At 50.4% G+C, this 25,879-nt stretch carries 25 protein-coding genes; 16 read left to right on the forward strand and 9 right to left on the reverse strand.

Translation table 11 applies throughout. The features are described from left to right. Nucleotides 1-12 precede the first annotated feature (12 nt). The 4 genes from Q0W37_RS07950 to nifH form a co-directional block, all read right to left on the reverse strand. Complete coding sequence (locus Q0W37_RS07950) at nucleotides 13-1,224, reverse strand: hypothetical protein (RefSeq protein ID WP_297700424.1); 1,212 nt, start codon at nucleotides 1,222-1,224, stop codon at nucleotides 13-15. 383 nt (nucleotides 1,225-1,607) lie between these two features. Then, nucleotides 1,608-2,960: a nitrogenase component 1 gene (locus Q0W37_RS07955; RefSeq protein WP_173352503.1), complete on the reverse strand. Its 1,353-nt coding sequence runs from the start codon at nucleotides 2,958-2,960 to the stop codon at nucleotides 1,608-1,610. A gap of 15 nt (nucleotides 2,961-2,975) precedes the next feature. Continuing rightward, on the reverse strand, nucleotides 2,976-4,604 hold the full coding sequence (locus tag Q0W37_RS07960) for a nitrogenase component 1 (RefSeq protein WP_297700428.1): 1,629 nt from the start codon (nucleotides 4,602-4,604) through the stop codon (nucleotides 2,976-2,978). Nucleotides 4,605-4,615: 11 nt separating this feature from the next. Then, on the reverse strand, nucleotides 4,616-5,461 hold the full coding sequence (gene nifH / locus Q0W37_RS07965; RefSeq protein ID WP_072977618.1) for a nitrogenase iron protein: 846 nt from the start codon (nucleotides 5,459-5,461) through the stop codon (nucleotides 4,616-4,618). 449 nt (nucleotides 5,462-5,910) lie between these two features. On the opposite strand from nifH, the gene Q0W37_RS07970 reads away from it, so the two are divergent. The 5 genes from Q0W37_RS07970 (at nucleotide 5,911) to mnmA (ending at nucleotide 9,903) form a co-directional block, all read left to right on the forward strand. Further along, nucleotides 5,911-6,783 carry a radical SAM protein gene (locus tag Q0W37_RS07970; RefSeq protein ID WP_073321566.1) on the forward strand — a complete coding sequence of 291 codons (873 nt, stop codon included), beginning with the start codon at nucleotides 5,911-5,913 and terminating at the stop codon, nucleotides 6,781-6,783. Continuing rightward, nucleotides 6,776-7,186, forward strand: coding sequence for a NifB/NifX family molybdenum-iron cluster-binding protein (locus tag Q0W37_RS07975; protein ID WP_072801406.1), 411 nt, complete (start codon nucleotides 6,776-6,778; stop codon nucleotides 7,184-7,186). The genes Q0W37_RS07970 and Q0W37_RS07975 overlap by 8 nt, the downstream gene beginning before the upstream one ends. 154 nt (nucleotides 7,187-7,340) lie before the next feature. Beyond that, a complete protein-coding gene (locus Q0W37_RS07980; RefSeq protein ID WP_297700433.1) occupies nucleotides 7,341-8,183 on the forward strand; it encodes a class I SAM-dependent methyltransferase in 843 nt (280 codons plus the stop codon). Nucleotides 8,184-8,257: 74 nt separating this feature from the next. Further along, the gene (locus tag Q0W37_RS07985; protein WP_297700435.1) at nucleotides 8,258-8,803 is read left to right on the forward strand and encodes an alpha/beta hydrolase; all 546 of its coding nucleotides are present in this window, start codon (nucleotides 8,258-8,260) and stop codon (nucleotides 8,801-8,803) included. A 14-nt stretch (nucleotides 8,804-8,817) separates the two neighbouring features. Then, a complete protein-coding gene (mnmA, locus tag Q0W37_RS07990) occupies nucleotides 8,818-9,903 on the forward strand; it encodes a tRNA 2-thiouridine(34) synthase MnmA (RefSeq protein WP_297700436.1) in 1,086 nt (361 codons plus the stop codon). Nucleotide 9,904: 1 nt separating this feature from the next. Here the strand turns inward: mnmA and Q0W37_RS07995 are convergent, their stop codons facing one another. Continuing rightward, nucleotides 9,905-10,810 carry a LysR family transcriptional regulator gene (locus tag Q0W37_RS07995; protein WP_297700437.1) on the reverse strand — a complete coding sequence of 302 codons (906 nt, stop codon included), beginning with the start codon at nucleotides 10,808-10,810 and terminating at the stop codon, nucleotides 9,905-9,907. 196 nt (nucleotides 10,811-11,006) lie between these two features. On the opposite strand from Q0W37_RS07995, the gene metE reads away from it, so the two are divergent. The 6 genes from metE (at nucleotide 11,007) to Q0W37_RS08025 (ending at nucleotide 15,649) form a co-directional block, all read left to right on the forward strand. After that, nucleotides 11,007-13,274 carry a 5-methyltetrahydropteroyltriglutamate--homocysteine S-methyltransferase gene (gene metE, locus Q0W37_RS08000; RefSeq protein WP_297700439.1) on the forward strand — a complete coding sequence of 756 codons (2,268 nt, stop codon included), beginning with the start codon at nucleotides 11,007-11,009 and terminating at the stop codon, nucleotides 13,272-13,274. A 194-nt stretch (nucleotides 13,275-13,468) separates the two neighbouring features. Next, nucleotides 13,469-13,885, forward strand: a complete 417-nt coding sequence (locus Q0W37_RS08005) for a DUF4418 family protein (protein ID WP_297700441.1) — start codon at nucleotides 13,469-13,471, stop codon at nucleotides 13,883-13,885. After that, nucleotides 13,866-14,123, forward strand: coding sequence for a hypothetical protein (locus Q0W37_RS08010; RefSeq protein WP_297700443.1), 258 nt, complete (start codon nucleotides 13,866-13,868; stop codon nucleotides 14,121-14,123). The genes Q0W37_RS08005 and Q0W37_RS08010 overlap by 20 nt, the downstream gene beginning before the upstream one ends. Then, complete coding sequence (locus Q0W37_RS08015; protein WP_297700444.1) at nucleotides 14,107-14,382, forward strand: hypothetical protein; 276 nt, start codon at nucleotides 14,107-14,109, stop codon at nucleotides 14,380-14,382. The genes Q0W37_RS08010 and Q0W37_RS08015 overlap by 17 nt, the downstream gene beginning before the upstream one ends. Then, nucleotides 14,372-14,629, forward strand: a complete 258-nt coding sequence (locus tag Q0W37_RS08020) for a hypothetical protein (protein WP_297700446.1) — start codon at nucleotides 14,372-14,374, stop codon at nucleotides 14,627-14,629. Before Q0W37_RS08015 ends, Q0W37_RS08020 begins: the two co-directional genes overlap by 11 nt. A 36-nt stretch (nucleotides 14,630-14,665) precedes the next feature. After that, complete coding sequence (locus Q0W37_RS08025; protein ID WP_297700448.1) at nucleotides 14,666-15,649, forward strand: hypothetical protein; 984 nt, start codon at nucleotides 14,666-14,668, stop codon at nucleotides 15,647-15,649. 44 nt (nucleotides 15,650-15,693) lie between these two features. Here Q0W37_RS08025 and Q0W37_RS08030 read toward each other — a convergent pair whose 3' ends face one another. Both Q0W37_RS08030 and Q0W37_RS08035 read right to left on the reverse strand, forming a co-directional pair. Next, nucleotides 15,694-16,842 (reverse strand): GGDEF domain-containing protein, encoded by a 1,149-nt coding sequence (locus tag Q0W37_RS08030; protein ID WP_297700450.1) that lies wholly within the window; start codon nucleotides 16,840-16,842, stop codon nucleotides 15,694-15,696. A 217-nt stretch (nucleotides 16,843-17,059) separates the two neighbouring features. Next, the gene (locus tag Q0W37_RS08035; RefSeq protein ID WP_297700452.1) at nucleotides 17,060-17,440 is read right to left on the reverse strand and encodes a hypothetical protein; all 381 of its coding nucleotides are present in this window, start codon (nucleotides 17,438-17,440) and stop codon (nucleotides 17,060-17,062) included. Between the two features lie 216 nt (nucleotides 17,441-17,656). Here Q0W37_RS08035 and tatA point away from each other — a divergent pair, with 216 nt between their 5' ends. The 5 genes from tatA to glmM all read left to right on the forward strand — a co-directional run bounded on the left by tatA (nucleotide 17,657) and on the right by glmM (nucleotide 22,369). Further along, nucleotides 17,657-17,854 (forward strand): twin-arginine translocase TatA/TatE family subunit, encoded by a 198-nt coding sequence (gene tatA, locus Q0W37_RS08040; RefSeq protein WP_297700454.1) that lies wholly within the window; start codon nucleotides 17,657-17,659, stop codon nucleotides 17,852-17,854. A 374-nt stretch (nucleotides 17,855-18,228) separates the two neighbouring features. After that, nucleotides 18,229-19,065 (forward strand): TIGR02147 family protein, encoded by an 837-nt coding sequence (locus tag Q0W37_RS08045; protein WP_297700456.1) that lies wholly within the window; start codon nucleotides 18,229-18,231, stop codon nucleotides 19,063-19,065. Next, entirely contained in the window at nucleotides 19,052-19,849 is a 798-nt protein-coding gene (locus Q0W37_RS08050; RefSeq protein ID WP_297700458.1) for a hypothetical protein, read from the forward strand. The genes Q0W37_RS08045 and Q0W37_RS08050 overlap by 14 nt, the downstream gene beginning before the upstream one ends. Before the next feature lie 22 nt (nucleotides 19,850-19,871). Next, on the forward strand, nucleotides 19,872-20,933 hold the full coding sequence (locus tag Q0W37_RS08055; protein ID WP_297700460.1) for a hypothetical protein: 1,062 nt from the start codon (nucleotides 19,872-19,874) through the stop codon (nucleotides 20,931-20,933). A 95-nt stretch (nucleotides 20,934-21,028) separates the two neighbouring features. Continuing rightward, nucleotides 21,029-22,369, forward strand: a complete 1,341-nt coding sequence (gene glmM / locus Q0W37_RS08060; RefSeq protein ID WP_297700461.1) for a phosphoglucosamine mutase — start codon at nucleotides 21,029-21,031, stop codon at nucleotides 22,367-22,369. A 112-nt stretch (nucleotides 22,370-22,481) separates the two neighbouring features. Here glmM and Q0W37_RS08065 read toward each other — a convergent pair whose 3' ends face one another. Together Q0W37_RS08065 and Q0W37_RS08070 are read right to left on the reverse strand one after the other, a co-directional pair. Further along, complete coding sequence (locus tag Q0W37_RS08065) at nucleotides 22,482-24,020, reverse strand: T9SS type A sorting domain-containing protein (RefSeq protein WP_297700463.1); 1,539 nt, start codon at nucleotides 24,018-24,020, stop codon at nucleotides 22,482-22,484. A 193-nt stretch (nucleotides 24,021-24,213) separates the two neighbouring features. Continuing rightward, the gene (locus Q0W37_RS08070) at nucleotides 24,214-25,716 is read right to left on the reverse strand and encodes a T9SS type A sorting domain-containing protein (RefSeq protein WP_297700464.1); all 1,503 of its coding nucleotides are present in this window, start codon (nucleotides 25,714-25,716) and stop codon (nucleotides 24,214-24,216) included. Nucleotides 25,717-25,879: the final 163 nt, after the last annotated feature.

Raw genomic sequence — 25,879 nt, forward strand, 5'->3', positions numbered from 1 at the left:
AAGTCTCCTTCGTTAGAAGCCATAAGTTGCGGAAAGGTGATAACGGTTCAAGTCTGCTTCTTTTACGGTGCCTGCGATCAGGTAATCTGTTTGAACATGGAGGTATTCAATCCCGAGCGAGAAGGCATCAGTCAGGTTGTAGGTAGCGTTTGCGAAAATGGAAAGGTTCTGTTCGCGGCCACCCACCTTTTCGATATCATCGCGGTCCAGTTTGTCAATACCTGCGCCACCATTAATTGCCAGTTTTTGAATCAGTTTAGCTTGCAGGGCAAACCAACCACCGTAAGCCTTGATGCTCTTGACGCTTTCGGGATCTTCGGTGTTGGCGACAAATCCGCGACCGATACCGGCTGCATACGTATCCAGGTTTTCACCGATGAATCCTTCTCCAAGGACGGTGATGGCCTTGGTGATGGGGAGGCTCAAGTCTACGTTTGCAGACCAGGTGGGGATATCCTTGGTTTTTCCTGTATCATCCAAGTCGATTTCTTCTTGTCCATAATGGCCCGAAACGCCGAGACCGACCTTCTTGTCTTTTACCCACAGCGGAAGCGCAATGCCGATGCGGCCCTGGAAAGTAGGAATATCGGCGTCAGTACCGGTTTCCGAGGCAGAAGAGGAATTGTACGGCTGGTTTTCGCCGATGGTGCGCACAACAGCGGCAGCAACGTCCACGGAGCCCTCACCAACGGGGATTTTCTCGGTGAGTCTCAGCTGAGCCCTACGAAGGCCTGCGTCACCCGAATTGTTGAGAACGCCTGCGTTGAGAGTCGGGGTCACCAACGGAGAAATTACGTCCCAAGTTTGACCGCCTAAAATAGAGAAGCCCGTCTTGCTGAACGAAATTTCGCCATAGCCGTGACGAAGACGCGGATTGGGATTGTTAGCGGAACCACCGCCATAGAAGTCAATTTCAACTTTACCGTTGGCCTTGAAATAAGTCGTATCGTTACCGCTCGAAAGATTGAAACCGATTCGAGTCAGATTCGGGGTGAGATGCCAGCCGCCATCATTTTCATTGGTGATGTCGGAAGCCGCAACAAAGTTTGCGAAATTTCCGTTGTTACTTTTGGAATCTTCGTAAGCGGCATTGAGAGAGGCAAAACCGTAAAGGGTTGCACTTACGCCAGACTTTGTAGTGACAGAAAGAGGTTCTGCAGCGAAAGAGGTGATTGCAGATAAAAGAATAATCTTGGCAGCAATATTTTTCGAATTGATATTCATTTATAAATCTCCTGATTGAAAATTTTTGTGAGTTGAGCAACCATGCAAAAAACTTTTTTGCACGATGCGATTAAATTTTGTTTGGTGGGGGTGAGTGCTTACTGGCAAATGCCTTGAGCAAAAGTATAAAGTCTACACATATAGGTATCCTCGTTCTGATTTGTTTGCTCTTCGGAACATGACGTTCTCGAAATTTTGTGCGTTAAAAGTAGAAATAAAAATGAGCTTGTAAAATACTTTTTCTTTATAACTTAATATAGGGTTAAACTTGAACTAAGACAGTGACAAAAAGTGACTTTTACTTTTGAGAAAATGCCGCCTGAAAATCAGGCGACATTTTTGTGTTAGGAGAGTAAACGGATTAAAGTTAATTTATCTTGAAATTATTTACCACCAACAGATGTGCTGTAAATCTTTTCGAGCAAATTAAGCGCACCCTTGTAACCAACGAAGCTGCGATTGATAATCAACGTTTCGCTAGAGGGCGGAGTAATTTCGAAAAGCAATGCATTCTTTTCGTTGGCGATATTGATTTCCCACGAAGAGGCGAGAATCAAAGGCTTTCCAGAAGAGAAATTCACTTCCTTAATAGACTTTTCAATCAGGTAGCCATCTTCTTCAAATTCCACGTCGACATCGACACCTTCGCTAATGTTGTGGAAGGCATTTTCGATTTGTTCGCGGAACTTCTGCGGAGGATCGTCACTGATGATTGCCTTGCGCGGAATAAGGCCGATTTGATCCACGAGGAACTTGGTGTAGGCAAGCGTGTAGGCGGAATCTGCGGTAATGGCAAATTCGCTGGGCATACCGAACCAGTATTCGGCGAAAAATTCGGAGAAGTGTTCCAGATAGTAATAGTAAATCTGATTTTCTTCCTTGATGAACTTTTCGCTCTGCTTTTTGTCAATTCCGGCAAATTCGACGACTTTACGGATAAATTCGCTAGTCGCTTCGGCACCGAGCGGAATTTCAGAAATGTGCAGGAACGGCTGGCCATATTTTTCCTGGAGGTGTTCTGCGTTTCGAACACCCACCCACGGAGAAATAACCAAGTTGAACTGAGCCTTCGGAATGCGCAGCCAGTCCGCGACGCCGTTATTTTCGGGTCCGAAGGGAACATTGACTTCAAAACCGGCACCACGGAGAATACGGGCAATTTCCTGATAGTCTCCACGCCAGTTCTGGTTGTAGTAAGGAGTTTCAAACCAAAGATTGACAAGCCCTTTTTTGCGTTTACCCTTGTAATCACCCACGAACTGGTCGATAATGGCATTCACGACTTCTTCGTGACCGAAAAGGTTGTTGCCCTTAAACCCAGCGGTATCAACGGAGACGATCGGGTAACCCAAATCGCGGTAGCCACGAACCAGGCTCGAAACATCGTCGCCGATAAGACCTCCCACGCAACCGGTAAGCACAACGTAGAGGTCGCCATTGAACACCTTGAGCGTCGACTTGATCAACTGATCCAAAGTCTTGATGCCGCCAAAGACGATGTCGTTTTCAGTGGAGTTTGCACTCGGCATGTTACCAGCGCCGGCATAAATACTGCCCTGAAAGCCATTTTCGAAGGTGAGAAAAGCCGTTTGCTTAAGCTGGCAACCTGGAGAACAGTTGGCAATGGGAACTGCACCCTTAATCGCTACAACCGTATGAGATGCACCAACCGCACAAGCGTATCGGGGGTCCGAAATGGAATTACTCTTTTTTCTTTTAATTGTAGAATCAGACATTTTGAAACTCCCTAGTTATACATTTTCCGAATTATTTTCTTCGCCGTTATCGTTGTCTTTCTTTTTGCTTTTGCTGAACTTGAGATTTCTCGGTTCCGGCAAATCTTCAAGAGCTTCCGGATGGTGGGTCAAGTAGAACGGATCGTCCTGAGAAAGCCACCAATCGGAATAGGGGAGTTTCACATTGCGTTTAAGCACCTGGTTGAACTTGGTGCGCGAAATAACGCCCTTGAGCATTTCGCCGATACGGAGAATGCCCTGATAGCCCACCGGAATATGCTCGTCGCCCATGGTAAGGGTCGGAAATCCAAGGTGCCCCGCAACAGAAGCAAGACCCGGGTGGCGAATAAGCAAAAAGTCGGTCTTGGCGCGCTTCAGAAGCTGCGGAAGCTGGAAGGCGCGAGTCTTACTGACGGTATAGTGCGGAATGTCGCCATAGGTTTCAACCAGTTCCTTGAGGGTGTCCTGATGTTCGCCACCGCCGTCGTAAACGGGGTCGTGATGGAACACGAGTGCAGCGTCGTGGCCGATTCCCAGTTCCGAAAGCACGCTGATAAGGCCGTGTGCGTATGCAGATCCCGTCATCACGATACCATTCTTGCCCTTGAAAAATTCACGAAGTTCGGCAAGTTTCGGGGCGATGCGCTTGTGCTCGCTTTCAATGTATTCTTCGGCTTCTTTTTCTTTGCCGACAACTTTTGCGATAGCGCGAAGCCAAGCATCAGTTCCCTTGATGCCGTAAGGTTGCGGAGCGTCAATCTGCGGAACGCCGAAAGATTCTTCAAGAGCCGTGGCCATGTAGCCGCCCAACGTATCGCAGAAGGTTGCGGTAGCGACTGCTTCGGAGGCTTGGCGAATTTCTTCGAAAGAGGCGGTATCCAAAAGGTAGTTCACGCGCAGCCCAAGCGGAGCAAGCATTTCGGAGAAATAGTCCGAACCCCAGAGGGCAACGATATTGAGCAAATCATTCTGCTTCTTGGTCGGATGGCGTTCCACAATCTGGCGAAGAACGCCATGGAAAGCGACGTCAAAACCCGTAGACCAGTGCTTAGAACGGAAACCTTCGCAGTGTAGCGGAATGATAGGCACGCCAACCTCAGGCTCCATTTCTTCGGCAATGGAATCGATGTCTTCGCCGATAATAGCGGTAGCACACGCCATGCCAATAAAGATTGCCTTGGGGTTAAAGCGTTCCTTTGCGTCGAGAATCGTTTGGCGGAGCTTATCGGAAGCACCGAAAACCATGTCCTTTTCTTTCAGGTTCGTACTGATGTTCAGCGTATTCTGCAGGGGCTTTCCGCGACGGCGAAGGCCGTTATGCATAGAGAGGTTAAACTTGGAGTTTTCGCCGCTGCAACCGATAGGAGAATGGTCAATCAGGGCACAGTCCGTCAGGTTACCCACCTGGCACTGCACAATCGCATTAGAGCACATGGTCTCTTGGTTCAGCGGAGAACTCAATTCACAAAGTTTGCAGCCCGGGCCATTGCCCGCGCAGCCGCCATGCTTTTTCGCACTGCGTTCGTCGTAGGCCGATTCCTTAATCAAATCGCTCGCCTTGCCGTCCCAGCCGATAATCGTACCCAGTCGATACTCGCGGTTTTCGACTGAGGTCATGTTCAAATTAATATTAGTCTTGGCCATGAGCCCTCACATTAAATTTGGTAGTCTTTTTCCATCATGCCATAATCGATGAGAATCTGTTCCAAACGGTCCTGCGTCATCGGGGTCGGAATGGTGAAGAGTTCGTTTTCATCAATATTCTTGGCGAGTTCACGGTAGACATTTGCCTGGCTAGACTTCGGTTCGAATTCAATCACGGTCTTCTTGCGGATTTCGGCCTGCTGCACAATGTTGTTGCGCGGCACGAACTGAATAAGCTGAGTATTGAGTTCCTTGGTGAATGCACGGAGCAGGTCAAGCTCGTTATCCACATTACGGCTATTACAGATGATACCGCCCAAGCGCACTTCGCCGTGCTGGGCATACTTGGCAATACCCTTACAAATGTTGTTTGCCGCATAAAGGGCCATCATTTCGCCGGAGGCCACGATGTAAATTTCCTTGGCCTTGCCTTCACGAATCGGCATGGCGAAACCGCCGCACACCACGTCGCCCAACACATCGTAGAAAACGTAATCAAGATCTTCGGTATAGGCGCCGAGCTGTTCGAGCATGCTAATCGAGGTAATAATGCCGCGGCCTGCGCAACCCACGCCTGGTTCCGGGCCACCGGATTCCACGCAACGCACACCCTTAAAGCCGACCTTTTCAAGGTCAGAAAGCTGAATTTCAGTTTTATTGTCACGAATGGTGTCAAGCACTGTCTTTTGATGAAGACCGCCGAGCAAAAGGCGGGTAGAGTCTGCTTTGGGGTCGCAACCGACAACAAGAACGTGTTTACCCTGTTCAACAAGGCCTGCAGTCAAGTTCTGGGTCGTAGTAGATTTGCCGATGCCACCCTTTCCGTAAATAGCGATTTGACGTAATTTCTTAGACATGTTATCGTGTCTCCTTGATGTTTTCCTACAAAATTACTAGGCAAAGGCAAGTTAGAATTTAAGTCAACTCTTTCCAATACTTTTTGAATCCGTTTGGTCAAAAAAAATCACTTTTTTTAAGTTGTTATAAATTCCGCTTATAACCCTTATTAGCGCGAATCTATTGCGCATGCGAAAAAGTATTTTGCGATAGCGAACGCCTATAACACACATTAGTGTAAAGCTATTGCACTCTCGAAAAAATGAAATTTTTTTATTTTCGCTCTTGCCTTCGTATTGAAATCCATTGCTGTGATTTTTAACTTTACACCCATACTTCTTTGGCTAAGAAGTTAAAGCATTAATCACGCTACAGAACGCTAGGCAAAACGTTCACCATTTTTAATACAAACTAAATCGGTTATTTACCGATCATTTTTGTGCAAGGTTTACATACCTTGCGAGGTTTTATGGCAACCAGTCAAGAAACAGTTTTTAGAGAACACCCGTGTTTTGGTGCTTGCAAAAACCGGAAAGGGCGCATTCATTTGCCAGTCGCCCCAGGTTGCAACATCGAGTGCCGTTTTTGTGATAGACGCATTAACGAAGATGCTCAGGTACCGGGAAATACGAGTAAGGTGATTAAACCCGAAGAGGCTTGCGGATACATTCGCAAGGCTCTGGAATTTGTGCCGGAACTTACGACAGTGGGAATCGCTGGCCCAGGCGACACCTTGGCAACTCCTTTTGCACTAGATACATTCCGCTTGGTAAAAAAGGAATTCCCGCAGCTGATTCGCTGCATGAGCACCAATGGGCTTTTGCTGAATGACAAGGCAGACGAAGTCATCGATGTGGGCATTGATTCTCTCACGGTTACGGTGAATGCCGTGGACCCTGAAATCGAGGCGATGATCAACGCGAGAATTTTCTACCACGGTAAAACCTATAAGGGTGTAGAAGCAGCCGAAATCCTGATTCACAACCAGCTCGAAGGCATTCGCAAAGTCGCAAAGAGTGGAACGCTTATCAAAGTGAATACGGTTCTTTGCCCGGGCATTAACGACAAGCACATCGAAGATGTGGCGGCCACCGTGCGCGAAGCGGGCGCCATCATGTACAATATCATTCCGTTGATTCCGCAAAATGGCTTTAAGGATATTCCCGCTCCGACACCGAAAACTCTTGCGATTGCGCAGGAACAGGCGGGCGTATTCATCAACGTATTCAAGCATTGCGCCCATTGCCGTGCCGATGCCGTTGGCGTCCCGGGCGTTTATGATGTCGGTGCGCAAATCTACATGGACCGTATCCGTGTAAAGGAGACTTTCTCTCATGGCTAAATATAGAGTTGCAGTCGCCACAAACGATGGCGAAAATGTCAATGTTCACTTTGGACATGCCGCGGCGTTCGACGTCTACGAAGTCGATGAAGAAAGCGGAAAATTTGAAAAAGTCGAGGTCCGCGTAAAACCGGAGCATTGCGACGGCACATGTGGCGATGGTGCTTGCGGTCAGCGAGATGTGGAACGTTCGTCCATGTTCTCGGCAGCAAAAAATCTAGCCGATTTAGATTACGTTCTCTGCTCGCAGCTGGGCCCGCAGGCAGTGCAGGCGTTAACGCGCTTTAATGTGCGCGCTTTCGACATCGCGCTTCCCATCGCCGAAGCGATTGCCAAAATCAACGTATACCGCAAAAAGATTGCGGAACGCACCCAGAGACTCAAGGGATTACAGGATAAATAAAATGCTGCCTCTGATTGTAGAATTTTGTTGTAAGAACGGCCGATGTTGACGGGCGTTTATTGCGGTATTCATTTTGTCGCCCGTGTAAGGTTAACCTACGCGGGCGTTTCTTATGGGCTAAGGCCCTCAACTAAAATTTTAAAAGGATAATACAATGGAAAGTTTAACAGCAAAATTATGCGCATTTGCACGAGCCTGGCATTCTCTACAATCGGACCATACCGTTTTCAATGACTTTTTGGCGTTCGACCTGATGGGCCGCGAGGAGTATGAAAATGTTTCGCGCTTGATTCTAAAGCGGTTTCCGCAGGAATCAGAAAATTCGGTCGAATATTTCAACCGGAAATACTTCCTCCCGATTGTACTTTCGAGGAGTCGCTTCGCCGAAGATCGCGTTAAGCTCCTTGCCCGTTCGGGAAAGATTCAATATGTAATTTGCGGTGCGGGTGTAGACACGTTCTCGTTCCGCAACAAAGACCCGAATGTCGAAGTTTTTGAATTGGATTTGCTTCCGACGCAAAGCTACAAGAAAAATCGCATTCGCGAACTCAAGTGGAGCGTTTCGGAGAATGTCCATTTTGTGGCGATCGACTTCAGCAAGGACAGCATTGTCGAAAGACTTGTCGCAAATGGCTTTGACTGCAAAAAGCCGACAGTTATTAGCATTCTGGGTGTCTCATATTATCTTCCGCTTCCTGTTTTTGCAGAAACCGTGCGGCAGTTTTCAGAGATTGCATCAACCGGCATTTCGATTGTATTTGATTACTTGCAAAAAGATGCGTATTCGAATTCCGTTCAAGAATTGCGAAAAATCGTTGCTGATTGCGGCGAAACCATGGCCGAAGGTTACTTAGACCGCGAGGTTTTCGAGGTACTTGAACGTCACGGATTCAAGGTCGACGAATTTCTCGGCGAAAATGCGCTACAGCAGCGGTATTTTCTGATGGGAAACCTGAAGGCGTTCGATTCCGTGCGCCTGATAGCGGCGGTAAAGTAGTCAAAATGGAATTAGTTCACAGCAGCCTTCTTACTTTTATACTATTTTTGTAGGGAATAAAAAGGACTTCACGAATGCACTACTTGATTGTTCCCGGTTTAAATAATTCTGGCCCGAACCATTGGCAAACTTTTTGGACCAAAAGCCTGCCTAGCGCAAGCCGAGTCTATCAGCATTGCTGGGATAAGCCCCAAAAAGAGGATTGGATTGCGACACTCGATGAAGCTGTCCGCCAGCTGAAGGACGACACGATTCTGGTTTCACATAGTCTGGGCGTCGTAACGACGGCTCTCTGGCTTTTGCGTGCGAAACAGCAAGGGGATCTTCCGGCGAATATCAAGGGGGCCTTCCTTGTGGCCCCTGCCGATGCCGACACTGTTGATGTCATCAAGAACTTTGCTCCGATGCCTGCCGAAAAACTTCCGGTACCCGTTTGCATTGTGGGGAGCGAAAACGATCCGTACATGACTCCCGAGCGTACGAAATTCTTTGCCGAGGCGTGGGGCGCGAAGTTGTTTAATGCAGGCGCGCTAGGGCACATCAATTCCGACTCAAATCTAGGTGAATGGGAACAGGGCCGTACATTCTTGGCAGAATTTGAGAAAGGTTTGTCGCAATAATCGTAAGGTAAATAATGAAGCGTGTGGCAGTAGGACTTTCAGGCGGTGTAGATTCAGCACTTTCAGCGTACCTTTTGAAAAAAGAGGGTTATGAAGTAGTCGGACTCACCATGGCTACGTGGGACGGTTCGGTGAATATGCCCGCGGTAGAAGGCCGCGAAGGCTGTTACGGTCCGAGTGAGGACAAGAATATCGAAGAAGCGAAACTGGTGGCAGATCGTCTGGGAATCCCGCATTATGTAGTTCCCGTCGCAGGTGAATACAAAACAAAGGTGTTGGATTATTTCCGCGCCGAATACCGTGCTGGCCGAACTCCGAATCCATGCGTGCGTTGCAATCAGTCCATCAAGTTTGGCGCATTGCACTTGGCTGCCCGCAAAATGGGAATCGAGTTTGATTATTTTGCTACCGGACACTATGCGCGTCTTGATTTCAAAAACGAGAATGAACCGTTCTTGTATCGCGCCTTAGATACGGGCAAAGACCAGACTTATTTTTTGTCGCGACTTTCGGCGGAGCAACTTTCGACAGTGCTATTCCCGTTGGGGAACATGCACAAGCAAGATGTCAAGGCGCTTGCCGCTGAAATCGGCTGGGAAGATTTTGCTACCAAGCGCGAAAGCCAGGATTTTATCGAATGCGGCGATTACTCGGTGCTGTTCGAAGAATCGGATCAGGTGCCGGGTGACTTTGTCGATGTGAGCGGCAAGGTGCTGGGTAAGCACAAGGGAATCGTGAATTATACGGTGGGCCAGCGCAAGGGTCTGAACATTGGCGGCCAAAAGGAACCGCTTTTTGTGGTGGCTATTGATGCTGCCAAGAATCAGGTGGTTCTCGGCCCCCGCAGCGCTCTTTCCTGCATTCAAGTTTCTGCCATTGACTTAAACTTGATGGTCAACGAAAACTCGCCGCTGCTCAAGGGCCCGCTAGATGCCCACATTCGCTTGGGCCACAAGGGCTCTCCCGCAAAGATTCTTGACCTAGAACCGGGCCGCATTCGTGTAGAGTTCGAAACGCCGCAGTTCGCTGCCGCCCCTGGCCAAGTGCTGGTGCTTTACGCTGGCGATGGTGTGGTCGCCTCGGCGATTATTGACAAGTAATTTATTTGCAGTGTCGCAAAAGTGCGGCAATGTATGCTTTGGCGTAGCGCGATGGCGTTACGCCTTTTCGCATCACGTAACCGATGGTCATTTTGTCGTGAACGTCAAGATGCCTTGCGATAATGTTTCGACCGTTGAGCTTGTGGCTGATGACGCCTGAGCAAATGGTGTAGCCATTCAGGCCGATGAGCAAGTTGAAAAGTGTCGCGCGATCGCGAACCTTGATATTGCGCGGACAGTCGAAATCGATGGCGGTCAGGGGTTCTTCGGCGAAGTAGAACGAGTTGAAATCGCCTTGTTCGTAGGTCAGGTACGGATACGGCTTTAAATCTTCAAGCGTGATTTTTTCTTTCTTCGCAAGCGGATTTTTAGACGACATAAACACATGCAGAGGGGTCGCAAAGAGCGGTTCAAAGACCAAATTGTTCTTTTGAATAAGTTTTTTAATGACTTTTTCGTTCTTGTCGCTCAAATAAAGTACGCCAATTTCGCTTTTTAGCTTGGCAATATCGTCAATAATTTCGTTAGTTTGTGTTTCCCGGAGCGTAAAATCGTAGCTTGGACCGCCGAATTTTCGGATGACATCGACGAATGCGTTAACCGCAAAAGAGTAGTGCTGGCAGCTCACGGAAAAGATGGTACTGCCACCTTTGCCGCCCTTGTAGCGGTCTTCCATCAGGGTTGCCTGTTCCAAAACTTGCCTTGCGTAAGAAAGGAATTCGTCGCCCTCGTTAGTGATCGTGACGCCTTTATTGGAGCGGTTGAAGATGGTAACGCCCATTTCTTCTTCGAGCTCGTGGATAGCTGCCGTAAGGCTCGGTTGCGATATGAATACGCGCTTCGATGCTTCGGTAATGTTGCGTGTGTCGGCTACGGCGATAGCGTATTTAAGTTGTTGTAAAGTCATAAGGGTAAGGGGTTGTGAGGTCGCACCTTCGGTGCTTTGGGGTGTGGGCGATGAGGTTTGTCGGTTTGGAGTTTGGTCTTCACCATAGTTTTAATCTATGGTGAATGCGTAAAAAATAGTATTTTACCGATGGTGAAAAAGGAGATATATTTGGCGGCGTAATCGAAAAACAAACAAAAAAGGTAGGTTAAACACTATGAGCAATAAAAAAACATCTGTAATCGGTTTCCCGCGCATTGGTAAGGCCCGCGAACTCAAGTTTGCAAGCGAAAAGTTCTTCAAGGGCGAAATCTCCGAAGCGGAGCTCCAGAACGTCGCCGCCGAAATCCGCCAGTACGGTTGGGCAAAACAGAAGGCTGCAGGTATCGACTTTATTCCTTCGAACGATTTCTCGTTCTACGATAACGTTCTCGATACCGCATTCTTGTTCGGCATTGTTCCGGAACGTTATAAGAACCTCGACTTGAGCGTACTCGAAAAGTATTTCGCAGCCGCTCACGGTTACCAGGGCGAAAAGGGCGACGTGAAGGCCCTCCCCATGAAGAAGTGGTTCAACACGAACTACCACTACATTGTTCCGGAAATCGATGACGCTTCTGAATTCAAGGTGAATGATTCCAAGCCGGTGCAGGAATACAACGAAGCGAAGGCTGCTGGAATCCAGACCGTGCCGACTTTGATTGGCGCCTACACGTTCCTCCGCTTGGCCCGCTACAATGGTCAAAAGAAGGCCAAGGATTTTGTAGCCTCTGCAGTCGCTGCTTACGCGAAGGTCGCCGAATTGCTCGCCGCTGCCGGTGCCGAATGGATCAGTTTCGCCGAACCCGCTTTGGTGTTCGACGTGACCGCCGAAGAAAAGGAACTTTTTAAATCTATTTATGTGGAACTCGTCAAGAAGGTGCGTGCCGCAGGCCTCAAGATTGCCTTGCAGACTTACTTTGGCGATATCCGCGATGTGTACCAAGATGTGGTCGCCCTCGGTTTCGATGCCATCGGTCTTGATTTCGTGGAAGGCCTCAAGTCGCTGGAACTTGTCAAGTCCGGTTTCCCGAAAAATACGCTCCTGCTCGCCGGTATCGTGAACGGCAAGAACATCTGGCGTGCCGATTACGCACAGAAGAACGCCTTGCTCGCTGAAATCGAAGAGGCTGTCGGTGCCGAAAATGTTGTGGTCGGAACATCTTGTTCGCTGCTGCATGTGCCGTACACCGTTGCTGCCGAACAGAAGCTCCCCGCCGAAACGCTCCGTCACTTTGCCTTCGCCGAAGAAAAGCTCGTGGAACTCGCTGAACTCGCTAGCGCTGATGCTGCAGCACTCGCAGCGAACAAGGCGCTATTCGCAACGCCTCGCGTGCAGGCGAATGCCAAGGTTCAGGCAGAACTTGCCGCCCTTACGCCCGCTGATTTCGAACGCAAGCCGAGCCGCCTCAAACGCCGCGAAGTGCAAAAGGCTGAATTCAAGTTGCCAGCATTCCCCACGACTACCATCGGCTCTTTCCCGCAGACGGCTGAAGTCCGCGCGAACCGCGCCGCATTCCGCAAGGGAGAAATTTCCAAGGAACAGTACGTAGAATTCAACCGCAAAAAAATTGCCGAATGCATCAAGCTGCAAGAAGAAATCGGCCTCGACGTGATTGTGCACGGTGAATTTGAACGCAACGACATGGTGGAATATTTCGGCTCCAAGATTGACGGTTTCGTGTTCACGCAGAACGCCTGGGTACAGAGTTACGGTACCCGTTGCGTGAAGCCGCCTGTCGTATGGGGCGACGTGAGCCGCAGCGCCCCGATTACGGTTGAATGGTCTGTATACGCTCAGAGCTGCACCAAGAAACCGGTGAAGGGTATGCTCACGGGCCCGGTGACGATTCTCAACTGGTCGTTCCCGCGTGAAGATGTTTCACTGAAGGTGCAAGCACAGGAAATTGGTTTTGCCATCCGCGACGAAGTCCTGGATCTCGAAAAGAACGGTATTCGCGTTATCCAGATTGACGAAGCTGCCCTCCGCGAAAAGTTGCCGCTGCGCAAGAGCGACTGGCACAAGGAATACCTCGACTGGGCTATTCCGGCATTCCGCCTGGTGCATGCCAAGGTCAAGCCCGAAACGCAGATTCACACGCACATGTGCTATAGCGAATTCAACGACATCGTGCGAGACATTGACAACATGGATGCCGATGTGATCACGTTCGAAGCGAGCCGTTCTGACCTCAAGCTGCTTGACGCCCTGAACGAAGCCAAGTTCGAAACGCAGGTGGGCCCGGGCGTGTACGACATTCACTCTCCGCGCGTTCCCTCGGAACAGGAAATCGTCGACGCTCTCCACAAGATCATCGCGAAGGTCCCGCAGCAGAACGTGTGGGTGAACCCCGATTGCGGTCTCAAGACCCGTGGCGAAACCGAAACCACGGCAAGCCTCAAGAATCTTGTTGCTGCCGCAAAAAAATTGCGTAGCGAAAAGTAAATCGCTTTTGCTTCTCGACAAGCAAAACATCCCCTCGACGTCTTTGGACGCCGAGGGGATGTTTTGGTGTCTGTAAGTTATAAGAAAAAGTGATAACAAATGCTAAAAATTAAGTATTGGACGCATTGAAGAACCTCTTCTATATTTGCGCAACAAAAAAAGTATAGGATGTTTTTAAAGATCTGGAGTACACCATGAAACAGTACAAAGTATTTGTAATTGCTAACCTTATTTTTGGTATTTTGCTGATTGCCCTTACCAAGGTGATTCTGCCTGTTTGTCGCCCGATGGGCGGCGGTGTGATGCGTTGTGGCACTTCGACAACGATTGATGCCGTTTTGGGTTTCGTGTTGCTTGTTGTTGCGGTGACTGCGGCCGGGCTCCTTAAGAAAAAGGCGCATGTGATTCTTTCTGCCTTGTCGCTCGTGGTGGGTATTTTTGTTTCGCTGGTGCCGACAGTGATTGTGGGGACTTGCCCGCACGCTCACATGGCATGCCATGCGGTAACGGCTCCGGTGCTTGCCGTTACGGGTGTCGTGGTCGCTCTGTTTGCGGCCGTGAACTTGGTCTATCTGAGATTGAGGAGGCGAAATGAACAAGACAAATATTGATTTGATTATTGAAAATTACTTGCAAAACCCGTTCCGGAGCTTTGGCCTTTCCTTGTTGATTGCCCTGTTCGCTTCTGTTCTTTTGGTGGGTGGGCTTTTGTCGCTTTCCCTTTCGAAGGGGTTGAACCGCTTGTCGTCGCGTCTGGGAGCCGATGTCATTGTCATTCCGCTGGGGAGCGAAATCAATGATCAGTCGGTGCTTTTGCAGGGCGATTCCAAATATGCAGGGTTCGCTTGAATTTATTCGCAGTCTTTCCGGTGTAGAAGTGGCTACTCCGCAGTATTATTTGACTACCCTGAGTGCGAGCTGCTGCGATCAGAATGTTTCGATTATCGGGTTTGATACGGAATCGGATTTTGTGATTCAGCCGTGGATTCGCGAGGTGCTTACGGACAAGCTCCCGAAGGGCTCGAAACCGCCCGACGCAAGGCTCAATCGTCTTTATCGGAGCCGATTTTGCAAACTTGACGGATGCGGAATTGCCCGTGCTTCGTAACGAAAAAATCGGCTACATCCCGCAGGAAGCCGTTTTCTTGCCGCATTTTACGGTGCTCGAAAACATTCTCTTGCCACGCGCGATTCAAAGGGGGCAAAAAATCGAGGTGAGGGACCTTTCGCATTCGGGAACATCGGTGATTGTGGCGACCCACGATGCGCGCGGAATCAAGTACGGTGACCGCCTTTATACCATGCACAAGGGAAAACTCCTCCCCAATAGCGATTCCGATTACGGTGGATTATAGGTTGCGTTTTCGGTAGAAATAATATACATTAAGGGTATGGATATCGCATCGAGTACATATCGGCGGATTTTTGTATTGGGTTCCGGGTTCAGCAAGTCGTTTTGCCCGCAAATGCCCACGCTCCGTGACCTGAACGAGCTGATTCCCTTTGGGATATCGGACGAGTTTCCGCATCTGCGCGACTATTGCAGGCATTTTTTGGAACTTTGCAACAATCAGGCGGAATACTTGAATATCGAAACCCTTTCGACTTCGATTCTCTCGGCGCAGATTTTTCCGGGGGTACGCGAGAGCCTTTATCACTTGTCGCTTCGGTTCGAGTTGCTGCGTTTTATTGCGGGTGCCATTCGTCACGACCATGCGGTGGATGCTAGGTCTGCTGCGGTTTTGCGAAAGTTCCTTGCCTCTTGCGTCAATTGCCCTGGCGAGGGTTTCCGCGATACCCTGTTCCTTTCCTTCAATTACGATACGCTTATCGAAAACGTGATTGCCGACGACCCCGAAATGAGTTCGCGAGTGGCGGTGGATTACGGAGTCCGCATTGATCCTGCTGACCGTAGCGCTGTCCGTGCTCCCAGGGGACAGACGGTGGACTTGATAAAGCTGCATGGTTCCTTGAACTGGTTTCCGGTAAAGGGGGCCTCTGATCCTCTGGATTTGAAGAACGTGTGTCAGGTGGAACCCTGTGATCGCAGTTTTCCGATTTACCGCGAAGATACCCCCATCTACATTCCGATGGCACATGCGAAGGAATCTTTCCTCCGCGGAAGTCTTTTCAACTTGTTGTGGAGCAAGGCGGATTACTACCTCAAGAATGCTCAGGAAATATACTTCTTGGGTTACGGGTTCCCGAAAACCGACATGAACAATCTGGAGTTCCTGCTTAGGCATCGGGAACGTTTCAAGAAGGTGGTTGTGTTTGAGCGCGAAGGTCACCCCGACTTGGACCGCCTGCGGGCGCTGCTGGGCGATTCGCTTTTGCTGTCGATGGACGCGAAGGATTTCTTGACGACTTTCTAGAGGCTGCGGCGTCTAATCCGCAAGCGAAAACTAATCCGCAAAAATTATAGAGCGCGCCTGTTCAATTGGAGCTGGGAGTAGTAAGAGTTTTTCTCTTCGATCATGGCCCGGGTGATGTCGTCGATAAAGTCGTTCATCGTCTTGGAGGCATCGTAGGCCTGGCTGCAGATGCAGACGGAAAGCTTGTAGGAACTGTTGAAGCTGTTCGTTTCGGAAAGTCCAGAGCGGATACGCTTGATGCACATGCTTACCGCCATCTCGTTTTGCGTATTGACGAATGCGATGAATTCGTCGCTGGAGTAGCGGATAATGATTCCGAGTTCGCCGATGGAGCGGTTCAGGATTTTTGCCATCTTTACGAGCGCCTTGTTGCCCGTTGCGCGTCCATAGTCCTGGTTGAGCGACTTGAAACCGTTGATGTTGATCAGAAGTCCCGTTATCTGGAGTTTTTTCTTCTTGGCGTATTCCCGGTTCAGGTAGTCTAGGTAGGTGTAGTTGAACACGCCGGTCAGCTTGTCCCTGTAGACGCGTTCGCTTTGCAGGGTGGCGAATACGCCCGCGATCGAAATGGCGATACATGACGAAATGACGGAAATGCCGTAGAAAAGGGACTGGATGATGGTGCCCATCGTAAGCGGGATAAAGTAGATCCAGATGGGGAACGACTTGAACAGTCCGCCCTTGCGCTTGCACATGAAATAGAGGAATAGGCTGTCTATCAGGAAACCGTAGTCGATAGCCATGTAGATCCAGTAGCCGCTCATGCGCTTGTAGGTGTTGCTTGCCGAAACGTCAAAGATGATCGGAACGAAGTTGTTCAGGATAATAAGGCTTGTTCCTGTAATGAGTGCCGCTCCCAAAATGTAGCGGTGGGCTATCGAGAAACGTGCGTTGAGGTGTTCCGAAAGGAAAAGCAGCCAGAAGAACGTGCCGAACATGTCGGTGAGGTACAGAAGCGCATTGCCGCCATAAACGACGACGCGCGCCAGTGTTCCGGGACGGCTGTCCGCCGTATAGGCGATGGGGTCCAAAATGCATCCGCAGAATGCAAAGAACAGGATAAGCTGAAGAAAGGCGTTTTCTGCCCCTCTTTCACGGAATCGCCAGATATTACCGACCAACAGGACACCGATGAGCACGATGCCAAAAATGTTGGTTGCGTAAACCGCTGTCAGTTCAAACGGTGACTCCATAATAACTCCATTATACAACTCCTAACTACTCCGTTACTAATATAAATTCTTTTTTTATAAATGCAAGTTTTTTGTATGGAATCGTTTGTTTGAATACTGAAAAAGGGAAAATTTTGGCCCGGAATCGACCGGATGGAGTTTTTTTTGCCTTCTTTTAACGCAAAAAAGGCGACTTTTCCTGGGGAAATGTCGCCTTTAATGCCGATTTTTGGAAAAATTATTCTTCTGAAGTGAGCGATGACTGGCAAATCGCGAGGATTTCCTGGTAGTATTCCTCGCGGTTCACGCCGCTATGAACCTTGTCCTGGTCTTCGTTGTGGTAGGACCCCATGTAAGAGGCTTCCTTGACGGTCGTATCGTCAATCCAGGTGTAGACGTTGACGATTTTCCACCCTTCGTCGAGGGTGAATTTCCATTCGTTGTCGCTCGCCTTGAAACTGCAGGGCTGTTCGCTCTGGGTCTCGTTTTCCTTGTTGTTTTCGGTGTTGCCCGGTTCCGTGGCGGGATCGGTGGGGTTGTTGCTGCTGGAGCTGTTGTCGGAACAGGCGGTGAAGCTTACGACCGCGGCAATGGCCGCAATCCAAAGTTTGTTTTTCATAGGAACTCTCTGTAATTGTTGATTGTTATGTAAGACGGTAATGTCCTCTTACCCGTTCTGCATAATTTATTAAAAATCCGTTCTGTTGTAAACGCCTTGCGCTTTTTTGGGGAGGGGTGTGGGGCGTATTTAGAATGGGAATAGGGGGATTTTTTAGGGCATGGTTGAATACCCACTGCTTGAAATATTATATTTCTGCAAAAAGGCAGGTGTTGTATGTCCATTGGAATTCCTGAAATCATCCTGATTGTTGTGGTGGTGCTTTTGCTTTTCGGGGCAAAGCGCATTCCTGAACTTGCCCGCTCGCTCGGCAAGGCCCAGAACGAATACAAGAAGGCGAAGGATGCCCTGAAGGAAGAAGCCGAAGACCTGCAAAAGACGGTCGAGAAGGCTGCTAAGAGCGACGAGAAGTGAGCGGCGAGAAGTGGGCGAAGAATCGTCTTTAGTTTCTCACTTGGAAGCACTTCGCCGGGTGCTGATCCGTTCGTTTGTCGCCCTACATCGCCTGGAACTTTTGGCATTTCGAACCTGGTGACGCTTGCGCTTTCCCTTTCGCTTGCCTTAGTGCGCATGGTCCTCGAAGGGGAGAATCCAGTGCTGGTTCCCGTCGCTGCGCTCCAGGATGACGCATCGGTTTGGCCGGGGAGCGCCCTATATGAAACAGTGTGTTGCATATACAATAATTTTCTAAAATATTTTAAAAAATATTTCGAAATTTGTTAAAAATCTTAATTTTTGTTGCATAAAAGTATTGACTTTTGAAGGCGGCGATTTTATATTTCAAGGTGATGAAACCGATAATCGAATATTCAGATTTCCGCCAGTACATGCTGGACTACTACGAGGAACGTAAGCGCCGTTCCGTTTTTTCCTGGCGTGAATTTTCGAAATTGGCCGGGTTTACCTCGTCTTCGTATATGAAGGTGGTCTGTGACGGCAAAAGCAAGCTTAGCCGTGTCGGCGTGGAACGCACGGGGGCGGCTATGGGGCTTGTCGGGTTCGAGATGGAATATTTCCGCGCCCTGGTCGAATTCGGCCAGTCCGAAGTAGAGGAAAAGAAAAAGGCTGCATACGAGCGGATGCTGTCTATTGCAAGGGATCACAAGGTGCGCGTCATGGAAGGCGACCTATTCGAGTTCTACGATTCCTGGCAGAATCCGGTGGTGCGTGAACTTGCTCCTATGATGCCCGGGGCGACTCCCGGAGAAATGGCTAAGATGTGCTACTCCGAGGTTTCTGCTGCGGAAGTCCAGCAGAGCCTGAATTTTTTGACGAAGGCGGGGCTCCTGAAAAAGGCGGGGGACGGTTCCTTTGCGCAGGCGGAAACTTCGATCAAGGGGACTCCGGACGCAACCCGGCTTGCGCTCCGTGGAATGCACCGCATGATGTCTAGACTTGCGACTCCCTCGATTGACCTCCCCGTAGAAGAGCGGAACTTTAGCGGGGTGACCATGGGGCTTTCGCGTGAAAGTTACGAACGGATCGTGAAGGTGCTTGACGAGTGCCGTCGCCAGGTGATTTCCATTGCCGCCGAGGACCAGAATGCCGATCAGGTCTATCGGCTGAATTTACAGTTGTTCCCTCTGACCCGCAAAGTGGAGGAGTGCGAAAATGAAAAAGTTTAGTTTGTCCTGTCCGCTTGCGTTTTTGATCTTGGTGGCCGCGTGTTTTTGCGGGGGCTGTTCTGAATCTGCGAGTGTTGCGGGGACCGCCGAAGAACCGAACGAATTTGCTGTCGCGGAATCTTCCAGTAGCGAGGAATCCCTGTCGAGTGCCGAGGTGGGGCTTTCCAGTTCAGAGTATTTGCCGCATGAATCTTCCAGCAGCAGCGAAATGGGACCACAAACCCAGCATGGAACCCGCTCAAGTTCTTCGGAGCTCGATTCCAGTTCGCTGGAATTCTATATCGCAAAGCTTGGGCTTGGAAAAACAGCCTCCTATGAGGGAACCCTGTCGGCAAGGCTGGATGTTGCGGGAGATGCGCCCGTTAACCCGGGGACTGCCATGGCGACGGAATTCGATGGTCCCTGGCCGCATCCATTTACGAGTCGGAATATTGCCATGTTGAAGCAGTTCTTCCCCGATGCAGACAAGGAATATGCGGGGCTGATCGATTCTATCCGGAATGGCACTGCAGATGATAGCTGTAGGCTCTATATGATGAATGTGTGGGGTGACGCCTCGTTTATTGGGCATGCCATCGGGAGTGTCTCGGAGGATACGGTGACGGTGATCGATGTCGCGTCGGGCAGTTGCAAGAATACGACGGAGGGGAAAATCGTCCGTTTCCTGTTCCGCTACTGTGGGCGAATTGCTACGAGCCCTGAAATTAGGCATGTGGTGTTCGAGACGAAATTGGATGAAGGCGTATGTCCGAGTACGAATGTCGATGACGAATGGGTGAAATAATCATTTTTCAAGGAGAAGAAATATGAACAAAGTTATCAGTTCTTTTGGCATTGCCGTGGTGGCAGTGGCCGCATTTGGTCTCGTCGCTTGCGAAGACAGTTCCAGTGGACCTTCGGAACACGATGTCATTGAAAATCCCGATTCGGGGAATCTCTCGAGCAGTGACGTCAAGGAAAATCCTGCAAGCAGTGAAGATTCCGGGAATCTTTCTTCGGGAACGGAGTCCAGCTCGAGTATGGATCTTCACTGTGATGCTTTGACCGTTGAATGCGGCTACACGCGGAAACAATTGTGCGAAATGGGCCTAAAAGAGGGCTTGACGGAATTCTGTGATACGGAAAGTTCGTCTTCGCAAGAAGTCGAAAGTTCTTCGTCCATTACGCCGTCGAGTTCTTCGCGGTATTTGGAAAAGTGCGTTGACATGGACCGGATGTGCCCCGTGTGCAACGAAGATGATTGTCCGATTCCGGTTCGCCCCTGCGACGAATGTGAGGAAGAGGGCCTGAAGGTTAAAGACTGTAACTCGGCTGCCACCTACACTTGCGTGAATTGGCGCTGGACCAAAGATGAGAATGAATGTGTGGACGTCTCTTCGAGGGAATGCGATACTCCCTTTGCCGTTGTACTGGATTGCGCTAAGAGCGAGTACCTGATGTGTGTCGACGGAAAATGGCTCAATGCATCCGGATGCGACCCCACCAAGGAAAGGTGCGGATTTGGCAACGACGATATGTGTACCAGGTATAAACTTCGTGAGTTCTGTGATGGTAGCTGGCTAGAGGAACCCTGCTCACCTGAAGGCCTTATTCGCGAATTCCCGGAGTTCGATTCCGAAGGTGATAGTTATAGCTATGTCAGTTACGTATGTACCGATGGCAAGTGGAAGAAACACCTGAGCTATTTTATATGTCCCGAAGGCGGAAAATGCGGGGGCGATTTCTCGGGGTGTTGGGAAAGTAGCGTCATTGGTACAAGTTGCAATGAAAAGGATCGTGCCGAGCAATGGATCAGTGACGGTGACTGCGAATTCCAATGCGTAGACGGAGCCTACCGATTCGTTCCGCCTCCGGTGATGGGATATTGATCCTGATAAAGGCCTGCACTACGGGCGTTTGAAATAATTGAATAGCCGAATTTCTCCGTTTTTTGTAATTTGTTAAAAAAACGGAGAAATTTTTTATGTCTAAACTGATGCGTTCTATTTCGGGTATTCGCGGAATCGTGGGCGATACCCTTACCCCCCAGGTCCTCAAGAGCCATGTGAGCGCCTTTTTGCAGATTACCAAGGCGAAGCGCGTGGTGATCGGTCGCGACAGTCGCCCAACGGGCGACGCCATCAGTCAGTTTGTCGCGGGTATCTGTCGTCTGTCGGGCGTAGATGTTGTAGAAGTCGGCCTTTCGACGACTCCCTCGGTAGAAATTTTGACGACTGAACTCAAGGCCGATGCGGGCATCATCATTACCGCAAGCCATAACCCGCTTGAATGGAACGCACTCAAGTTCCTGAACAACAAGGGACTTTTCCTCGGCCCCGCCGACGTGAAGCAGCTCTTTGAACTTGCCGATGCCGATAACTTCAAGTATCCCGATTACCGTGGCATGGGCAAGTACGAGTTCATGAAGGATGCTGACGGCGTTCACGTGGATGGAACCCTCAAGATTCCGTTCGTGAATGTCGAGGCCATTCGCGCAAAGAAGTTCAAGGTGGCTGTTGATGCCGTGAACGGTGCGGGCAGCTACATTGTGCCGCGCCTTTTGGAACAGCTCGGCTGCGAAGTGGTGCGCGTGCATTGCGAACCTGACGGCACGTTCCCGCGTGGCGCCGAACCGATTCCCGAAAATTTGGGTGATCTTCGCAAGGCCGTAAAGGATAACGGCTGTGCGGTCGGCTTTGCCGTGGACCCCGATGCGGACCGCTGCGCCCTTGTCGATGGCCTTGGCCAGAGCATCGGCGAAGAATATACGCTCGCGATCGCAACCGAGGAAGTACTTAGCCAGAAGAAGGGAAGCGTCTGCGTGAACCTTTCGACTAGCCGCATGAATCAGGATGTTGCCGAAAAGTATGGCTGCGAATTCAGCCGCGCGAAGGTTGGCGAAATCAACGTGAGCTTGCAGATGATCGAGAAAGGCTGCGTGATCGGTGGCGAAGGCAACGGTGGCGTGATTCTGCCGGCGCTCCACTACGGCCGCGACAGCCTCGTGGCTGCAGCGCTCGTGCTCAGCTGGATGGCGCACCATGACGGCGGCCCCGAAAAGTTCGTGGCCGAAAATCCGTCTTACGCCATGCCCAAGAAAAAGTTTGAACTCGGCGACAAGAAGGTGGCCGACATCCTCCCGAAAGTCAAGGCCGAATTTGCCGGCTGGGAAATGGACGAACGCGATGGTCTGTGGCTCGGTCACGAAAAGTCCTGGGTGCATGTGCGCGCTAGCAACACCGAACCTGTCATTCGCGTTATCGCAGAAGCTCCTACATCGGCTGAAGCTGAAGATTTGTGCTCTCGAGTGGAAAGACTCATCTAAGAGACTGCTCGGCTCGCATGTCATCCCCGCGTAGGCGGGGATCTCCAGTTAAATGTTTAAAGGGCGCATCGTTGTCGATGCGCCCTTTAGTTTTTGAGGTGTGTGGATATTCTTAGAACTGTTCGAAGAACTTGTGGACTTCTTCAGGAACCCAAGTGCTTTCCCAGTTCCAGCCTACGCCCATGTTACCGGTGTCGTGTGCGGTCCACTGGTGGTCACCCGGCCAGCTGCACCACTTGACGGGGAAACGTTCGTCCACGTTCTTGAAGTCATAGCAGACGTGTCCGGTGTTGCCGCTCACTTCTTCGGGCTTTTCGGCGCTTGCGTCGGTGAAGTCTCCGTTCGCGTCGGCCTTGCCGTTACGCTTCAGGATTCTCGGGAGAGCGCTGGTTTTGGCGCGGTTGTAGTCGCAGCGTCCATCGTTCACTCCGTGGACATTCATCCAGGCGATAGGCTGGTTCTTCATGTTGTCGCCTTCGGGGAGCCAGATGTTGTAATCGGCTACGGCGTATGTTGCCGCCGCACGCACGCGGCTCTGCATGTCCTGCATCAAGGAGTAGCTGAACATGGCGCCGAAACTGAATCCCGTAATGAACACGCGGCTCGTGTCGATACAGTAGTTTTCGTTCAGGGTGGTAAGCGTCTGTGCAAAGAAGTCGTGGTCGCCCTGACCCTTGGTCCATACACCGCCAATAGCGTCGAGTGAAACGAAGATGTAGTCGCCGTTCTTGTCGAGCACCTGCTGACCGTAGTACGGAGTGGGGTGATCGTAGTCTGCTTTGTGATGCACGAAGTCTTCTCCGCGGCTCCCGTAGCAGTGCAGGGCGAAGAGAACCTTGTGCGGTTTCGTGTTATCGTAGTTTTGGGGCAGGGTGATAAAGTAGTCGCGGGTGTCGCTTCCGACCTTGATTTGGAATTGGTCGCCGTTTTCGACGCTCTTGACCTTTTGCAACTTGGACGTTGTACCGCAACCCTTACTCGGCGTGGGGACGTTGCCGAGGGCGTAGCCGAACTTGAACTGGGGTGCTGTTGCCGTGAGTTTCACATCAAGGGTTGTATCGAGCGTGCCGAGAGGTATGGTGAGCGTGTCAAAACCTTCGGCTGCAAAGCGGATTGCCTCGCCCTGGGCCGCCTCTTTCAGGAAGGCGCCGTTGCTTCCCTTGTTTTCTTGTGCGCCAAGCGTACCGCCATAGCTACCGTCGGTCGTGAACTTGAAATTTTGCTTGGCAGATCCTACCGAGACCTGTGCAAAGTACGTGCCGCGCGCCTTGACGGAATGCCCGAGGTCGAATGTCCCTGCCCCCTGTAACGTCTCCTGGAAAACCAGGTTTCCGAGCGAACTGTAGACCCTTACCTGTACGGGCTTGGAACTGCCCTGCGAATAGGAAAGGATTCCATTGTTTATACCGATGTATCCGACGGAATTTTTCGAACCGGAGTGGATTGCATCCGTTTCGTCTTCGTGAATGGAAAATTTTCCCTGGTCATCTGTCGTGGCGCTTTTGCCTTCTTTCAACAGGCTTACCGCGACTCCCTTGAAAGCTGCTCCCTCGCTATTGGAAACGCTCCCGGTGATGGTGTATGCCGATGCAAAACCGCACAAGGCGAGAATACCCGCGGTGGCGACAATTTTGGGTGTTTGGGTAAACATGCATGCTCCTTTGTCCAAAATATCTCGAACACTCTTTCCTATAAACTAATCTGAAAATTATCGAATGTAACGCAGCGAATGTTCCTACGTATGGATGAATTGTCTACAAAAACTTTTTTACGTGTGGGGCCTTTGATAGAAAAAGAACCCGCTGTTGTCAGCGGGCTCTCGAGGTTGGAGTGTGTGAAAGATTTTAGAACTGCTCGAAGAACTTGTGAACTTCTTCAGGAACCCATGTGTTCTGCCAGTTGCCGTTGTCGTAAGCGGTCCACTGGTGACCACCGCCCCAGGTGCAGAGCTTGACGGGGAAGCGCGGGTCGACTTTCTTGAAGTCGTAGCAGACGTGCGTGTTGCCGCCGGAGTATTTCTGGGCTTGGTTCACTTCGTCGCTCACGTCGGTACCGTTGGGGCCGTTGTTTTTCAGGATACGCGTGACAGAGCTGTTGACGCGGTCATAGGAGCAGAGGTTGTCCTGGGAACCGTGCACATCCATCCAGGCAATCGGCTTGCCGGCATTTGTCGGAATGTAGATGTTCCAGTCAGCCACGGCGTAGGTGACCACCGCGCGGATGCGGTGCTGGAATACTTGGGCGAGGGAGTTCGTGTACATGGAACCGAAACTGAAGCCTGTCACGAACACGCGGGAGGTGTCGATGCAGTAGTTTTCTTCGAGGAGCGTGAGGAGTTCATCGAAGAAGATATGGTCCTTGTTGTCCTGAGTACGCCAGGGAGATCCGTCGGTATCGCCACGCGGAGCGACAAAGATGTAGTTGTTTTCCTTGTCCAGGTTCTGCTGGCCATAGTACGGAGACGGATGGTCCTGATCCGGTATATGGTTGGTGAAGTCTTCGGCGTTAGAACCCATGCAGTGCATGGCGAAAAGAATCTTGTACGGCTTGTTGTTGTCGTAGTTCTGCGGGAGCGTTATCCAGAATTCACGGTTGAGGCCTGCGCTATTCAAGCTGTATTTTTTAGCGTTGCTGTTCTGACCGGTAGACTGGAGTGTGGAATTCGTGCCGCAGCCCTTGCTCGGACGTGGTGCGTTTTTGAGTGCATAACCGAAGGCGAATGTCTCTTCGCTTATGGCCTTGGTAAGCTTGAGGTCGATTGCCGTGTCGAGGGTCGGAAGCTTGATGTTTAAGGTGTCGTAGCCGTCTGCGGTCACCTGGAGCGGTTCGCCGCCTGGGGCGACTTCCTTATGGAGGGCGGCGTTCGAGCTGTTCAAGCCAAACGAACCGGAATGGTTGCTGCTTGCGGTGAAACGGACGCTTTCCTGTGCGGAACCCATCTTGATTCGGGCGATGTATTGCCCCTGGGCGTCTGTGGCGGCATTCAGGTTGATGGAGCCGTTCCCTTGCAGTGTCTTGTTGAAAACCTGGTTTCCCATCATGTCAAAGACCTTGACCTGGATGGGGGCGTTTCCCTGCGAAAAACTGAGAATACCGTTGTTCAGGCTAAAGCTTCCTGCACGTTTCGCCATGCGAAGAGCCATTCCCTCTTCATCTTCGTGAATGGTGAATTTACCTTCGTTATCGGTCGTTGCGGACTGGTTCAGGTTCAAGAGAGCCACCTTGGCGCCCTCGACAATCTGTCCTTCACCGTTCTTGACGGTTCCGGTCAACGTATATGCAGATGCGGTGCCGCAGAATGCAGCGAAAACGGCTGTAGAAAACAGCGCAGATATATGGTTTCCCATGCTTACTCCTTTAATGCCCAATACACTAGCTAAAAAATATATTCATTATGGACAAGTTGGATGTAAAATAAAATTAGGCTATTGACAATCTGTCCATAAGATTTTATTTACACAAAAGGACTCCAAATGGAGTCCTTTCGAGGTAGGAGTATGACGGAGAACT

It is taken from the genome of uncultured Fibrobacter sp. (genome assembly GCF_947166265.1).
GTDB lineage: Bacteria > Fibrobacterota > Fibrobacteria > Fibrobacterales > Fibrobacteraceae > Fibrobacter.

Excerpts from the sequence above, each read along its gene's own strand:
- Q0W37_RS07950 (WP_297700424.1), bottom strand. The coding sequence starts at position 1,224 with ATGAATATCAATTCGAAAAATATTGCTGCCAAGATTATTCTTTTATCT.
- Q0W37_RS07955 (WP_173352503.1), bottom strand. The coding sequence starts at position 2,960 with ATGTCTGATTCTACAATTAAAAGAAAAAAGAGTAATTCCATTTCGGAC.
- Q0W37_RS07960 (WP_297700428.1), bottom strand. The coding sequence starts at position 4,604 with ATGGCCAAGACTAATATTAATTTGAACATGACCTCAGTCGAAAACCGC.
- nifH (WP_072977618.1), bottom strand. The coding sequence starts at position 5,461 with ATGTCTAAGAAATTACGTCAAATCGCTATTTACGGAAAGGGTGGCATC.
- Q0W37_RS07970 (WP_073321566.1), top strand. The coding sequence starts at position 5,911 with ATGGCAACCAGTCAAGAAACAGTTTTTAGAGAACACCCGTGTTTTGGT.
- Q0W37_RS07975 (WP_072801406.1), top strand. The coding sequence starts at position 6,776 with ATGGCTAAATATAGAGTTGCAGTCGCCACAAACGATGGCGAAAATGTC.
- Q0W37_RS07980 (WP_297700433.1), top strand. The coding sequence starts at position 7,341 with ATGGAAAGTTTAACAGCAAAATTATGCGCATTTGCACGAGCCTGGCAT.
- Q0W37_RS07985 (WP_297700435.1), top strand. The coding sequence starts at position 8,258 with ATGCACTACTTGATTGTTCCCGGTTTAAATAATTCTGGCCCGAACCAT.
- mnmA (WP_297700436.1), top strand. The coding sequence starts at position 8,818 with ATGAAGCGTGTGGCAGTAGGACTTTCAGGCGGTGTAGATTCAGCACTT.
- Q0W37_RS07995 (WP_297700437.1), bottom strand. The coding sequence starts at position 10,810 with ATGACTTTACAACAACTTAAATACGCTATCGCCGTAGCCGACACACGC.
- metE (WP_297700439.1), top strand. The coding sequence starts at position 11,007 with ATGAGCAATAAAAAAACATCTGTAATCGGTTTCCCGCGCATTGGTAAG.
- Q0W37_RS08005 (WP_297700441.1), top strand. The coding sequence starts at position 13,469 with ATGAAACAGTACAAAGTATTTGTAATTGCTAACCTTATTTTTGGTATT.
- Q0W37_RS08010 (WP_297700443.1), top strand. The coding sequence starts at position 13,866 with ATGAACAAGACAAATATTGATTTGATTATTGAAAATTACTTGCAAAAC.
- Q0W37_RS08015 (WP_297700444.1), top strand. The coding sequence starts at position 14,107 with ATGCAGGGTTCGCTTGAATTTATTCGCAGTCTTTCCGGTGTAGAAGTG.
- Q0W37_RS08025 (WP_297700448.1), top strand. The coding sequence starts at position 14,666 with ATGGATATCGCATCGAGTACATATCGGCGGATTTTTGTATTGGGTTCC.
- Q0W37_RS08030 (WP_297700450.1), bottom strand. The coding sequence starts at position 16,842 with ATGGAGTCACCGTTTGAACTGACAGCGGTTTACGCAACCAACATTTTT.
- Q0W37_RS08035 (WP_297700452.1), bottom strand. The coding sequence starts at position 17,440 with ATGAAAAACAAACTTTGGATTGCGGCCATTGCCGCGGTCGTAAGCTTC.
- tatA (WP_297700454.1), top strand. The coding sequence starts at position 17,657 with ATGTCCATTGGAATTCCTGAAATCATCCTGATTGTTGTGGTGGTGCTT.
- Q0W37_RS08045 (WP_297700456.1), top strand. The coding sequence starts at position 18,229 with ATGAAACCGATAATCGAATATTCAGATTTCCGCCAGTACATGCTGGAC.
- Q0W37_RS08050 (WP_297700458.1), top strand. The coding sequence starts at position 19,052 with ATGAAAAAGTTTAGTTTGTCCTGTCCGCTTGCGTTTTTGATCTTGGTG.
- Q0W37_RS08055 (WP_297700460.1), top strand. The coding sequence starts at position 19,872 with ATGAACAAAGTTATCAGTTCTTTTGGCATTGCCGTGGTGGCAGTGGCC.
- glmM (WP_297700461.1), top strand. The coding sequence starts at position 21,029 with ATGTCTAAACTGATGCGTTCTATTTCGGGTATTCGCGGAATCGTGGGC.
- Q0W37_RS08065 (WP_297700463.1), bottom strand. The coding sequence starts at position 24,020 with ATGTTTACCCAAACACCCAAAATTGTCGCCACCGCGGGTATTCTCGCC.
- Q0W37_RS08070 (WP_297700464.1), bottom strand. The coding sequence starts at position 25,716 with ATGGGAAACCATATATCTGCGCTGTTTTCTACAGCCGTTTTCGCTGCA.